This is a genomic window from Streptomyces sp. M2CJ-2, assembly GCF_016757295.1.
Lineage (GTDB): Bacteria > Actinomycetota > Actinomycetes > Streptomycetales > Streptomycetaceae > Streptomyces.
The window spans coordinates 114,773-128,009 of record NZ_JAESIF010000019.1 but is presented as its reverse complement, the minus strand read 5'-3'; the positions used below and the strand labels follow the sequence as shown (position 1 = coordinate 128,009).

The 13,237-nt window shown below is 72.8% G+C and carries 10 protein-coding genes; 3 read left to right on the top strand and 7 right to left on the bottom strand.

The genetic code is table 11. From position 1 onward, the window contains the following. On the bottom strand, positions 1–197 hold a 197-nt coding region (locus tag JL475_RS40070; RefSeq protein WP_272932937.1), incomplete at its 3' end, for a biotin carboxylase N-terminal domain-containing protein. 169 nt (positions 198–366) lie between these two features. After that, the gene (locus tag JL475_RS17385) at positions 367–1,164 is read right to left on the bottom strand and encodes a response regulator transcription factor (RefSeq protein WP_202278622.1); all 798 of its coding nucleotides are present in this window, start codon (positions 1,162–1,164) and stop codon (positions 367–369) included. Positions 1,165–2,306: 1,142 nt separating this feature from the next. Between JL475_RS17385 and JL475_RS17380 the strand changes: the two genes are divergently transcribed. Continuing rightward, positions 2,307–2,894, top strand: coding sequence for an NADPH-dependent FMN reductase (locus JL475_RS17380; RefSeq protein WP_202278621.1), 588 nt, complete (start codon positions 2,307–2,309; stop codon positions 2,892–2,894). A gap of 126 nt (positions 2,895–3,020) precedes the next feature. Here JL475_RS17380 and JL475_RS17375 read toward each other — a convergent pair whose 3' ends face one another. From JL475_RS17375 to JL475_RS17355, 5 genes are all read right to left on the bottom strand, one after another. Continuing rightward, a complete protein-coding gene (locus JL475_RS17375) occupies positions 3,021–5,117 on the bottom strand; it encodes an SWIM zinc finger family protein (RefSeq protein WP_202278620.1) in 2,097 nt (698 codons plus the stop codon). After that, positions 5,114–8,104: a DEAD/DEAH box helicase gene (locus tag JL475_RS17370; protein WP_202278619.1), complete on the bottom strand. Its 2,991-nt coding sequence runs from the start codon at positions 8,102–8,104 to the stop codon at positions 5,114–5,116. The genes JL475_RS17375 and JL475_RS17370 overlap by 4 nt, the downstream gene beginning before the upstream one ends. Positions 8,105–8,258: 154 nt before the next feature. Then, positions 8,259–8,846, bottom strand: coding sequence for a sugar kinase (locus JL475_RS17365; protein ID WP_202278618.1), 588 nt, complete (start codon positions 8,844–8,846; stop codon positions 8,259–8,261). After that, complete coding sequence (locus tag JL475_RS17360; protein ID WP_202278617.1) at positions 8,843–10,027, bottom strand: ROK family glucokinase; 1,185 nt, start codon at positions 10,025–10,027, stop codon at positions 8,843–8,845. Before JL475_RS17360 ends, JL475_RS17365 begins: the two co-directional genes overlap by 4 nt. Positions 10,028–10,261: 234 nt before the next feature. Then, positions 10,262–10,999, bottom strand: coding sequence for a GntR family transcriptional regulator (locus JL475_RS17355; RefSeq protein WP_202278633.1), 738 nt, complete (start codon positions 10,997–10,999; stop codon positions 10,262–10,264). Positions 11,000–11,127: 128 nt separating this feature from the next. Between JL475_RS17355 and JL475_RS17350 the strand changes: the two genes are divergently transcribed. Together JL475_RS17350 and JL475_RS17345 are read left to right on the top strand one after the other, a co-directional pair. Next, a complete protein-coding gene (locus tag JL475_RS17350) occupies positions 11,128–12,150 on the top strand; it encodes a Gfo/Idh/MocA family oxidoreductase (RefSeq protein WP_202278616.1) in 1,023 nt (340 codons plus the stop codon). 196 nt (positions 12,151–12,346) lie between these two features. Further along, positions 12,347–13,207, top strand: a complete 861-nt coding sequence (locus tag JL475_RS17345) for a Cof-type HAD-IIB family hydrolase (protein ID WP_202278615.1) — start codon at positions 12,347–12,349, stop codon at positions 13,205–13,207. The last annotated feature ends 30 nt before the right edge of the window (positions 13,208–13,237 follow it).

Below are 13,237 nucleotides of genomic sequence, written 5' to 3'. Positions count from 1 at the left end.
CTGGTGATGCCGGCGTCCTGGCAGGCCCGGGCCACGCGGACAGCGATTTCGCCACGGTTGGCGATGAGCACCTTGCGCACGATTGAGGCTCCCTCCTCTGTTCCACGCGGCGCGACGGTTCGGGCCCATGCCGACACCGGACCCGACCGTTCTCCGCCCTGGCCGTGCCTCCCCTGCACTGCGGAAGCTTCCTCCATGCTTCTTCAGGACAGAGGAGGCGGCCAAGGCGTTCTGGAACAGGCTTCGGTGAGGTACTACAGAGCTCTCCCAACTACGTATGCGGTCGGCAAGATCAACGACAAATACACCTGCACGACGCTCGCCGGGCGTGCCCTCCGGCACGGTGGGACCACGGCGACGGGCACATCACTGCGGACCGGTCACCTTTCCCCCGGTAGGAATCCTGCGGAGCCCGTCGGTGCCCGGTTCCACCGCTCCCCGAAACGCGCCGAGCAGCTCCGCGTCGGCCGGAAGGAGGTCCACCCCCAGCAGCCCCGCTTGGTAGGCCTTCGCGACCGCGTCAAGCCGGGACACGGCTCCCAACTTCTGGAAGACGGCATGCATGTGGCGCTTGACTGTGCCGGTGGTGATGCCCAGAAGTCGTGCGATCTGATGATTGGTCATCGCTTTCGCAGCTGCACTCAGTACCTCGGACTCACGCCGGGAGAGCGGAGGAATGGATGTCCCAGAGGAACTCTCCGCGTCTCCCGGACCCAGCGCGCGTACCATCTTGAGCAGTACATCCCGCCCCGCGTCGCGAGGCAGTACCCGGTGCACGGCCCGCAGTGTCGATGAATCGACGACACAGGTGGTCGGGGTCAGCACGATGGCGGTATGAGGCACCAGGCCCCGCAGGGCGTGCACGGTGTGGTGAACGGCTCCCGGCTCCGACCAGGGTTCCAGCAGGACGACGTGAGGCCGTAGTTCGGTTGCCAGGTAGAGGGCGTCAGACGGGTTCGCGACCGCTGCGAGTACACGAATGTCCCCTTGCAATGCCAGCATTCCGACGATCGCGTCCTGGAGTAACCGGTGCTCCCCCGCCAGGAGAACCCGTATGTGTCTCGCAGTCAGCGGCCCTGCGTGCTGTTGGCCGGGCGGGCCGTTGGCACGGCCCCACTGTCCGTCACCCTTCGAATCAGCCGGGTACCGGCTGTCGACCACCATCGTCCGCCCCTCCGTCAGCCATGTGTGATCACGCGAGGCTCTGGCCCCGCTCCGGTTCCTCCGTCGTGCCGGGCGCTCAGCGGAGCTCTGGGGGAGCACACACCCGCCGGCCGCCAGGTGTCGTACACCTCGGTGTGAAGAGGCCCTCCCGGTCCGCACGTCGGCATGGGCACCGAAGTGACGGCGGACGTCCGCCGCGTAGCCGGGGCCACGCCGGCAGTCCGGGGCGATGACTGAGGCGAGGCATGGAGTGCCCCGCGCCGGTGACCGCCTGCGCCATGCCGGCCCCCAGGTTGCGTCCCGTCCGGGAGATGTGGAGCCCTCTCGCCTGCGTCCGGTGCGGTCGCCGGCGCCGCGGCCGGTCGGACCGCTGCGACGTCCGGCCACCCGGGCGGCGAGGCCGACTCCGGTGCCCGGCCGCGTCGAGGTTCAGCGCACCTCGTCGCCCTCACGGACCCCGAGGAGGAACAACTGCGGTGGACAGCGGCTGCAGAAGGGACTCGACGCCGAATTCGTCGACGACTCGCTGTTCGCGCGGTTCGCGGCCGCTGGAGCCACGGGCTCGGGCCGACACGGTGCACGGGGCACCGCGCTCGGTCCTGTTCCCGCCGACCACTTCGGTCGCGCCGAAATGCTCTCCTCGGCCCCAGCGTTGCACTCGGCCTAGAGGCGTACCGGACCGCGCAGAGCTCTCCCAGGCACTGTGATACCGCTCAACCACCACAGGCCCGTGCACCGCGGTGTCAGAGATCCAGCGCTACGAGGGAAGCCTCGGCCCCCATCCCAACGGCAACCTCCCTCTGGCTCGTCCTGGATGAAGGAACACCCCTCGGGCGAGCGCCTTCCGTCACACAATGTCCACAACTCATGTACGCCAAGCTACGTAGTTGATCGATAGACAGAATGGTTGCGGCAGCCGTGGACAGCAAGGTGATGAAGGGCACGTTTGACGGTTGGTGCCTCGAGTACCGAATCTGTCGTATGCCGAGAGGCCACCGTGAAGAACTGAACGTGCTTGACCTCAGGCGCGGTTGAGGTTCTAGGTTCCGGATGTCTCCGCTCTCGCGGAAACGGCGCAGCAAAGCGACTCGCTGGTCCAGGGCTCGCCTGCCGCCCTGACCCCACCCAGGAATCGAGGCCCCATGCTCAGTAGCCCCCTTCACGTCGGCGTCGTCATCGGCAGCGTCCGCCCGGGACGCTTCGCCGACACCGTCGCCAACTGGGTCGTCTCCCAGGCCCGTCAACGCGACGACATGCTGGTCGACGTCATCGACCTCTCAGAACCGTCCCTGCTGGCGGAGCTGAAGCTCAGCCTGGGCCCGGGGGAGGAACCGCAGACGGTGCCGCGGTTGCGCGAACGCATCGAACGCCAGGAGGCGTACATCGTCATCACTCCCGAGTACAACCACGGATACCCCGCCTCCCTGAAGCTCGCCATCGACTGCGTGTACTCAGAATGGCGCGCCAAGCCGGTGTCCTTCGTCTCCTACGGCGGCATGGCAGGTGGCCAGCGCGCGGTGGAACAACTGCGCCAAGTCTTCGCCGAGATGCACGTCGTCACTCTGCGCGACACCCTGAGCTTCCACAACGCCTGGGAGCAGTTCTCCGACGACGGCTCCCCGCGCAATGCCGACACCGTCGGTAAGGCGGCCACCGTCATGCTTGATCAGCTGACGTGGTGGGGAACGACCTTGCGCGAGGGCCGCGCCGCGCGCCCTTACAGCGTGTGACTCGCCCGGGCCGAAACACTTGCCGCGTACGGACGGAACACGCAATGCGTACCGGCCGCGTCCGGCTTCGCCGGGCCTCTCCGTCGTGGTGGGGCCGCGCCGCGGATGCGCGGGACGCTTTCCGGGTTACGGGGCGTCCAGGCCGGTGAGGGCGCCGACGGGGTCCGGGTCGGGGGTGCCGCGGGGCCACCAGTCGTCGTGGCCCGGTTCGGACTCGTACGCGTACCAGAGGTGGTCCCGGCCGAGGCGGATCTGGACGTGTCCACGGGGATGGGTGAGGTGGTTGCGCCAGGGGCGGAAAGCGGGCAGGTCGGCGGCGAGGAGCAGGGGGCGGGCGCGGTCGAAACGGCCGGCCGGCGGGTCCCAGGGGTCCTCCAGGACCTCGAGTCCCGTCGGGCCGCCCTGGTGCCACGCGGCGACCGCGCGCGCCAGCTCAGCCGGGGTGCGGCCGGCCGCTCGGGCGAGCGAGGAGTACAGCGCGCGGGTGGCCGCGGTGAGCCCGGAGCCGGGGCGGGCGGCGGCCAGCCGTACCGCGTCCTGCCACAGCGTGAGCCGGCCGACGGGGTCGCGGCCGGTGGTGAGCAGGGTGTGGGCGCGGGCGGCGGCGTCGGTGGCGAGCTGGTCGAGCGCGAACGGGTCCGGGCCGCCGGGGGACGCGGGGTAGACGGGCGGCTGCTCGGGGTGCGGGGGCGGGGGCAGCGGTGCCGGAAGCGGCGGGAGGTGGCGGGGGGCGACGGCCTCACCGGCCCGCACTCCGGGGAGGGGCTCCTGTTCCCTGCCCCGGGCGGCGCGGGCCGCGCGGGCGGCGCTGCGCCGGGACAGGGCGTCGATCACCTGGCGCTCGCCCCGGCCGCGCAGCAGGAGCAGTACGAACGGGTCGGCGTCGAGCAGCCGGGCGGTCTGGTAGCAGAGGGCGGCGGCGTGCTTGCAGGGGTGCCCGGAGTCGGGGCAGCTGCACCGCGGTTCGAGGTCCCCGGGGCTGGGGAGCAGCGGGACCCCGCAGTCGGCGAGGGACTGGGGCAGCTCTTTTTCCAGGAGGGCCGCGATGTGGCCGGGCCGGTCGGCGGCGGTGTCCAGGAAGCGCTCCCAGTCGGCGTCCCCGAACGTGCGCAGCCGCACCTGCACCCGGTACGGGCGGGGGCGGCTCCCCTGGACGTAGGCGAGGACGAGCCCGGGGGTGACGGTGACGGCGTCGACGTGCCCCCGCTGCGCGTACCGGCGTCCGCGGGCCAGCCGCGCGGCGTCCAGCGCGCCCTTCTCCAGCGCCGTGACCCACGCGTCGCCCCACCAGGTCTCGGCGAACCCCGGGCCGTCCGAGGTGTCGGGCGGGAACGCGGGGAAGGTGCGGCGGAGTTCGCCGTCGCGGGCGGGGGCGGCCATGGAGCGGGGGGCGTGCGACGGCGGGGAGGCGGGCGGGGCGGAAGACGCCTGGGGTGCCGGGGGTGCCGGGGGCTCGTGGCGGGTTCCGTCGGGCTCCGGGCCCGGTTCGTCCGCGTCGGGGGGTGCGGGAAAGGCGCCGGTGAGCAGCTCCCGTACCTGGTGTGCTCCGCCGCTCGCCACTCGCTCGCTCGTCCGGGCGCTCTCGGCGCGGTCGCCCCGGGTGGTGCGCGGGACCCGGGAGGTGGTGCCCGACGGTGTGCTCCCGGCACGGTGTCCGGCGCGCCGCGCGCCGGACTCCCGTGCGCCGGTCTCCCGGTCGTCGGTCTCCCGGTCGTCGGTCTCCCGGTCAGCGGTCTCCCGGTCAGCGGTCTCCGGGCGGGCGCGCTGCGCTTCCTCCCGGGCCGAACGCAGGGCCTCCCGCGCGATGTCACCGGGGCGTCGGCCGGCCCGGTCCGACGGGTCCGGTGCGAGCGGCCGGTCCGACGTGGTCGGCCGGTTTCGGGGGGAGCCGGTCGTCGACGGTGCGGTGGTGTCCGCGCCCCCGTCGCCTGCCTCCGCTTCCGTGCCCTCCTCCCCCGCCGCGTCCGCGGGCCCGGTCGCTTCGGAGCGTCCCGCTCCCGCCGCGCGTCGGGCGAGTACCGCCCTGCGCAGGGCGTCGCGGGCCACGTCGCCCGGGCGCTGCTCCCGGCCCGCGGACCGCCCGTGCCCGCCGGTGTCCGGGCCCGGGTCGGGGACGGGCGCGGGGTGCCGGTCCGGAGTGCCGGTGTCCTCCGGTTCGTCGTTCGCGCGCCGGCGGGCCGCCCGCAGGGCCTCCCGCGCCTGATCGGACGGGCGGGGCGTCATGGCGTCCTCCGCAGGGAGACCAGGTCGGACAGTTCGCGGTCGGACAGTTCCGTGAGCGCCGCCTCGCCGGAGCCGAGGATCGCGTCGGCGAGGGCCCGCTTGGTCTCCAGCATCTCGGCGATGCGGTCCTCGATCGTGCCCTCGGTGATGAGGCGGTGGACCTGGACCGGCTGGGTCTGGCCGATGCGGTAGGCGCGGTCGGTGGCCTGCTCCTCGACCGCCGGGTTCCACCAGCGGTCGAAGTGGACGACATGGCCCGCGCGGGTGAGGTTCAGGCCGGTGCCGGCCGCCTTCAGGGAGAGGACCAGGACCGGGGTCGTACCGCTCTGGAAGCGGTCCACCATGCGCTCCCGCTCCGGTACCGGCGTACTTCCGTGGAGGAGCTCGACCGGGACCGCGCGCCCGGTCAGATGCTCTGTGATCAGCCGGGCCATGCCGACGTACTGCGTGAAGACCAGGGCCGATCCGTCCTCGGCGAGCAGGGTGTCCAGCAGTTCGTCCAGCAGGGCCAGTTTGCCCGAGCGGGCCGCCGGGCGGTCGCCGCCGGCCCGTGCGTGCTCGTCCTTGAGGTAGAGCGCCGGGTGGTCGCAGATCTGCTTGAGCGCGGTCAGCAGCTTCAGCACCAGGCCGCGGCGGCCCATGCCCTGGGCGGTCTCGATGGCGAGCATCGACTCGCGCACCACCGCTTCGTAGAGCGCGGCCTGTTCACGGGTCAGCGGGACCGGGTGGTCCGTCTCGGTCTTGGGCGGCAGTTCGGGGACGATGCCCGGGTCGGACTTCCTGCGCCGCAGGAGGAAGGGCCGCACCAGGCGGGAGAGGCGCTCGACGGCCTGCTCGTCCTCGCCGTTCTCCACCGCGCGGGCGTGCCGGGCGCGGAAGGACTTGAGCGGGCCGAGGAGCCCGGGGGTCGTCCAGTCGAGGAGGGCCCACAACTCGGAGAGGTTGTTCTCGACGGGGGTGCCGGTGAGCGCCACGCGCGCCGGGGACGGGATGGTGCGCAGCGCCCTGGCCGTGGCCGAGTGCGGGTTCTTGACGTGCTGCGCCTCGTCGGCGACGACCATGCCCCACCGCTGCGCGGCCAGCGTCGGGGCGGCCGAGCGCATGGTGCCGTAGGTGGTGAGGACGAAGCCTCCGGCCAGGTCGTCCAGGGTGCGGTCCGGGCCGTGGAAGCGGCGCACGGGGACGCCGGGCGCGAACCGGGTGATCTCCCGCTGCCAGTTGCCGAGCAGTGAGGCCGGGCAGACGACCAGCGTCGGCTCGGTACGGGCCCGCTTGAGATGCAGCGCGATGAGGGTGATCGTCTTGCCCAGGCCCATGTCGTCGGCGAGGCAGCCGCCGAGGCCGAGGGAGGTCATGAGGTCGAGCCAGGCCAGGCCGCGCAGCTGGTAGTCGCGCAGGGTGGCGTCGAGTCCGGGCGGCGGGTCGGCGGGCTGCACGCCGGTGGTGAGGCGGTCGCGGAGCACCGCCAGGGCCCCGACCGGGACCGCCTCGACGGTCTCGCCGTCGGCCTCCGCGGTGCCGGTGAGGGCGATGGACAGCGCGTCGACGGGGTCGAGCAGACCCAGCTCCCGTTTGCGGGCCTTGCGGACGAGGGCCGGGTCGACCAGCACCCACTGGTCGCGCAGCCGGACGACCGGACGGTGGGCCTCGGCCAGGGCGTCCATCTCTGCCTCGGTGAGCGGATCGCCGCCGAGCGCGAGCTGCCAGCCGAACCGCAGCAGGTCCTCGCTCTCGAAGAAGCCGCTCCCGTCGGTCGCCGAACCGGGTGCCGGCCGGACCACCGCCGTCGCGGTCAGGTCCTGGGCGAGGTCCCTGGGCCAGTGCACGGCGACACCGGCCGCCGCGAGCCGGGTCGCGGCCACGCCGAGCAGGTCGTTCACCTCGTCCTCCGACAGGGCCAGCACGTCGGGTACGTCCTGGTCGGAGAGCCGGTCCAGCGGGGCCCAGACACGGGCCGCCCGGCGGACGGCGAGGGCCGCGTCCACCCGCGCGCGGGGGCCGAACGCACTGTCCGCCGTGCCCGCCCACAGGGCCGCCGCGTCGGCGACGAGGGTGGGGTCGGCGAGGCTGTGCACCTGGACGATCGCCGCACCGGCCCCGCGCGCGCCGTCGCCGGCCGCGCTCTCGTCGGTGCCGTCGAACAGGTCGAACACGTCGTACGCCGAGAGGTCGAGACGGAGCGAGACGCGCACCCCGGCGTCCATTCCGGCGGCGACCTCGGCGGCCCAGTCGTGGGCACCGGGCAGCCGCTGGGCCTTCTGCGCGGCGAACGGCAGCCCTGAGGCGTACGGCGCGGCGGGGGTACGGGGCAGGGTGTCCGCGACCGCGTCGAGGAAGGCGCGGACGAGTGCCTCCGGCTCCGGCAGCCGCAACGGGCCGGAGCCGGGAAGCGGGACCGCGTGCCCCTCGAACGGCAGGGCCGCGGCCACCGCGCGCAGGTGCGCCACGTCGTCGGGGTCGAGCGGGCCGGCCCGCCAGGCGTCGTGACCGGTGGGCGTCAGGCCGGGCAGCAGCCGGCCGCGGGCGGTGAGCCGCAGCGCGTGCAGGGCGGCGGCGCCCCAGCAGGCGGTGGCGGGGTGGGCGGCGGGGTCGTGCCGGGCGCGGACCAACAGGGGCAGGGCCTCGTCGAGGGGCAGGAAGTGGGCGCTGACCGTCCGCCGCCGCACCCCGGCGCCGTGCGGGCGGGTGACGGTGAGCCGGGTCCGCGGGGCGGACTCCGGTGCGGGGGTGGCCAAAATCCTGGGATCCGTGGGGTCGGCGGGGTCGGCGGGGTCGATGGGCTCCACGGGATCGCCCTCGGGGTCGTAGAAGGCGATCCGTCCGTCGCGCGGAAGGGGTGCGGGCAGGAACACCGCGGCGAGTCCGACGGAGCTCTCCGTCGACTCTGTGCCCTCAGTGCCCTCAGTGCCCTCGACGATCGCGACGATCTCCGTGTCTTCCGCCCCGGCCGTGCGCCGCTCGGCCGTCACGGTCGCCCCCTCGCTCATCCGTCCTGTCACCTCCCACCCGCTCCTGCCCGCTCCGCCCGCGTGGTCACCCCAGCCGTCCTCGACTCTACGGACGGGCACTGACAATCGGTCCCGGCGCCCTGGCCGGCGGTCGGGGCGAGGGGGAAGAGGGAGCGGCGGGGGCGGCGCGGGGTCAGGGAACCGTCCGGGAGACGACGTACACCTTGGGGAAGCCCGGTTTGCCGTGGTTGACGACGACATCCTGGGTCGGCGCGGGGTCCTTCTGCTCGTTGACGAGCCCGGACCACAGGCCGGGGCGGTCGAACTTCCAGCCGGTGATCTCCTGGTCGCGGTCGCTGATGGTGATCTCGTCCCGCTTCAGTTCGTCCTGCTGCACCCCCATGCTGGTGAGGAACGCGCTCAGCCCGGCGTCGGTGGTCTCGAACTCGACGTAGAGGCGGCTGGTCTTCCAGTTGTTGGTCTCGTAGGAGGCCACCCACCAGGCCGGGTGCGGGACCGGCACCTGGTAGAGGCGGCGCTGCAGCTTCGACGGCCAGCCCTGGGTCAGGCCGTCGGCCGAGTACCTCGCCTCCTTGTCCTTGCCGCTCGCGCGGCTCTGGTTCGCGGAGATCACCAGGTACCCGGCCGGGACGCCGATGAGCAGCACGATGATCAGCAGGGTGAGCGCCCTGCGGCGGATCATGCGCCGGCGGCCCTCGGGCGGCCGGGGCCTGCCGGGGAAGCGGTCCTGCGGGGTCTGCGGGAGGAGGTCGCCCGTCACAGCGTCTCCTGGGGGGTCCGGCGGGCCTCCGCGTACCGCTCGTAGCGCTCGTACCGCTCGACCCGGCGGCGCTTGGCGCGACGGAAGCGGCGGGCGACCAGGCGGGCGAGGTCGGCGGCGCCCACCATGCCGGCCTCGGGACCGAGCTGGGCGCGGACGATATGGGCCTCGGGGCGGTAGCCGCGGCCGGTGAGGTGGCGCTTGAAGGCATCCCGCGCGGGGCCGATCAGCAGGTCGTCGGCGGCCGAGACCCCGCCGCCGATGACGAAGCAGGAGGGATCGAGGGCGGCGGCCAGGTTGGCGATGCCGACGCCGAGCCACTGGCCGATGTCCTGGAGGAGCTCGATGCACATGGCGTCGCCCTCACGGGCCAGCTCGGTGATCATCGGGCCGCTGATCTCGGCGATGTTCCCTTTGACGTGCTCGATGATCCCGTAGGCGACCGGCGAGTCGGCTGCGGCCAGTTCGCGCGCCTCCCGGACCAGTGCGTTGCCGGAGCTGTACTGCTCCCAGCAGCCGCGGTTGCCGCAGGGGCAGCGGTGGCCGCCGGGGACGACCTGCATGTGCCCGAACTCGCCGGCGACGCCGTACTTGCCGCGCTTGACCTGACCGTCCTCCAGGATCGCGCCGCCGATGCCGGTACCCAACGTGATCATCACGAGGTGGTCCTCGCCGCGCCCGGCGCCGAAGCGCCATTCGGCCCAGGCGGCGGAATTGGCGTCGTTGTCGACCAGGACGGGGACGGCGAGCCGTCCGGCGAGCCGGTCGCGCAGCGGCTCGTTGCGCCACGACAGGTGCGGGGCGAACAGCACGCGGTTGCGGTCGGCGTCGACCCAGCCGGCCGCGCCGATGCCGACCGCGTGCACGTCGTGCCGGTCGGACAGGTCCAGCACCAGTTCGACGATGGTGTCCTCGACGACTTTCGGGCTCTTCGACTTGTCCGGTGTCTCGGTGCGGAGCCGCTCCAGAATGTTGCCGTCGGCGTCGACGACGCCCGCCATCACTTTCGTACCGCCGATGTCGATGCCGACGGTCGGTACGCGCGGTGCCGACAGGTGGGAGCGGCGTTCCCTGGTGCCGACCGTGCGGAGCACGGGTGCACGGCGGGAGCCGACGGGGGCTGCGCCCGCCCGAGCGGAACTCAGCGCCCTGGGCAGTGTGAGGTCGCGGTAGGTGCTCATTGCCGCCGATTCTGCCTCACGGTGACCCTGGGTGGCGTACTCGGGAGCAAAGGCATCGCGTGACGCCGGCCGCTCGCGGCGGCCTCCTGCCGCCTGCCGACGGCCCCGTACCGGGAACAACGCCCCCATCTGCACCCCGACCCCGGCGCCGGTCACATTGTCCGGACAATGTGATGAAGATCGGCTCACGTCACCCGGCGTTCACCGGGACGTTCACACCGGCTCGCACCGGCTTCACGGCCGCACCAGCAGCTGGAACTCGAACGAGTAGCGGCCGGGCCGGTAGGTGTGGGTGCCGAATTCCACGGGGCGTCCGGTGTCGTCGAAGGTCACGCGTTGCATGGTGAGCAGCGGGGCGCCCGTCTCCTCACCGAGCCGCTCGGCCTCGACGGCACCGGCGGCACGGGCGCCGATGGTCTGGCGGGCGCTGTGCAGGGTGATTCCGGCGGCCCGCATCAGCCGGTACAGGCCGGTGGCCTCCAGCTGCCCGGTGTCCAGGTCGAGCAGCCCGGGCGGCAGGTAGTTGCACAGGTACGCGATCGGCTCGCCGTGCGCGAGCCGCAGCCGCTCGATCCGGTGCACCTCGCCCGCCTCGGCCACGCCGAGGGCCGCGGCGATCTCGGCGGACGCGGGGACGACCGTGTTGACCAGGACCTTCGTGGTCGGGCGCTGGCCCGCCGACTCCAGATCGTCGTAGAGGCTGCTGAGCTCCAGGGGGCGCTTGACCTGGCTGTGCACCACCTGGGTGCCCACCCCCCGCCGTCGTACGAGCAGCCCCTTGTCGACGAGGGACTGGATGGCCTGTCGGACCGTCGGCCGGGACAGGCCGAGCCGGCCGGCGAGCTCGATCTCGTTGCCCAGCAGGCTCCCGGGGGTCAGTCTGCCGTGCTCGATGGCGGCCTCCAGCTGCTGGGCGAGCTGGAAGTACAGCGGGACGGGGGAGCCGCGGTCCACGCTCAGCTCCAGCTGCACGGTCGGGTCCACTCCTGGTTTCGGCACGGGCCGAGCGTAGTCCCACGCGTGGTTGACGGGAAGTCGTGTAGTTCGGTTGTCCGGACATACGCATTGACAGGGAGGGGCGCGGGCCGCAGTTTGTTCCCATGCGCATCGGGGTCATCGGTACGGGCCGTATCGGCACCATTCACGCCCACACACTCAGCAGGCACCGCGACGTCGGTTCCCTGATCCTCACGGACGCGGAACCGGCTCGGGCCCAGGCACTCGCCCAGCGGCTCGGCGAGACGGCGGCGCCCGGGGTGGACGAGATCTACACCTGGGGGGTGGACGCCTTGGTGATCACGACGGCCACGTCCGCCCACGCCGAACTCATCGGCCGGGCGGCCCGTTCGGGGCTGCCGGTGTTCTGCGAGAAGCCCATCGCCCTGGATCTGGCCGGGACGTTACAAGCGGTCACGGAGGTCGAGGCGGCCGGGACCGTCCTCCAGATGGGTTTCCAGCGCCGGTTCGACCCGGGCTACCTGGGCGCGCGTGAGGCGGTGCGCTCGGGGCGGCTGGGCCGGCTGCACACCGTACGGGCCATGAGCAGCGACCCGGAGCCGCCGCCCCCCGGGTGTCTGCCGCAGTCCGGCGGGCTGTACCGGGACACCCTGATCCACGACTTCGACCTCGTGCGCTGGGTGACCGGCCGGGAGGTCGTGGACGTCTGCGCCACCGGCTCCGACGCCGGTCCGGCCATGTTCCGCGAGGCGGGCGACGTGGACACCGGCGCGGCGCTCCTCACCCTCGACGACGGCACACTCGCCGCCCTCACCGCGACGCGGATGAACGGGGCGGGCTACGACGTGCGCATGGAGCTCGCCGGGGAGCGGGACCAGATCGTGGTCGGCCTCGACGACCGCACGCCGATCGCGTCCACCGAGCCGACCGGGCCGCCGGCCGCGGACAAGCCGTGGACCGGGTTCGTGGAGCGTTTCGGGCCTGCGTACGAGGCGGAGCTGATCGCGTTCGTCGAGGTGGTGCGGGGCGAGCGGGCCAACCCCTGCGACGGGCGCGAGGCCCTGCAAGCGCTGCGCGTCGCGGAGGCGTGCGAGGTGTCCCGGCGGGAGCGCAGAGCGGTACGGCTGATGGAGATCGCGGGCGGGCCGGCCTCGCCCTTCGGATGAGGTCCGGGAACCCCCGGGTGTGCTGACGCCCCTCCTCGGTGTGCCGCCGCGGCCCGGAAGACCGGCCCGTCGCGTGCGCACCAGGGGGCGTCGACCGCCCCGACGGATTGGGCAAGGGTCCTTACTAGAATGGGCGCACGGCCCTGCCGAAACCGTCCCCGAAGATGCAGAAGAAGATGCAGAACAGGATCCGTCCATGACCGCGCCCACCGCGTCCGCCGACCTCCCCCACCTGCCCGGTGCGCCGGTCGACATCAGGCTCGTCGTCACCGACATGGACGGCACCCTCCTGGACGACGCCGGGAACCCGCCGCGGCGGCTGCGCCGGACGGTGTCGCTCCTGCGTGAGCGCGGGGTGCTGTTCAGCCCGGCGAGCGGTCGTCAGTACGCCACCCTCGCCCGTCTGTTCGAGGGCTTCGACGACGGCATGGTCTTCATCGCGGAGAACGGCACCCAGGTGGTCCGCGACGGCGTCGAACTGGCCTCCGACCCGTTGGACCCCGCCGTCGCCGCCCGGCTCGTCAGGACGGTGCGCCGGCTCGCGGACGACGGCACGGACGTCGGCGTCGTCGTCTGCGGCAAGCGCCACGCCTACACCGAGCGCACCGACGCGGCCTTCCTCGCCAAGGTCGAGCAGTACTACGTCGCCCACCGAAGCGTCGCGGACGCCACCGTCGTCGACGACGAGATCAACAAGATCGCGATATTCGGTTTCGCCCCCGCGGCCCGCACCATCGCACCGGCCCTGACCGAATTCACCTCCACCCACCAGGTCGTCGTCTCCAGCGAGCACTGGGTCGACGTGATGAACCGGACCGCCGACAAGGGCACCGCCCTGCGCCGCGTCCAGCGGGAGCTGGGCATCACCCCCGCCCAGACACTGGTGTTCGGCGACTACCTCAACGACCTGGAGATGCTCGACGCCGCCGAATGGTCCTTCGCCATGGCCAACGCGCATCCCGACGTCCTGGACCGCGCCCGTCATGTCGCCCCGTCCAACAACGAGGACGGCGTCCTGCGCACGATCGAACGGCTGCTCGCGCTGCCCGGCGAGTGACGGCACGGCACATCGGGACCGCGCGTCCCG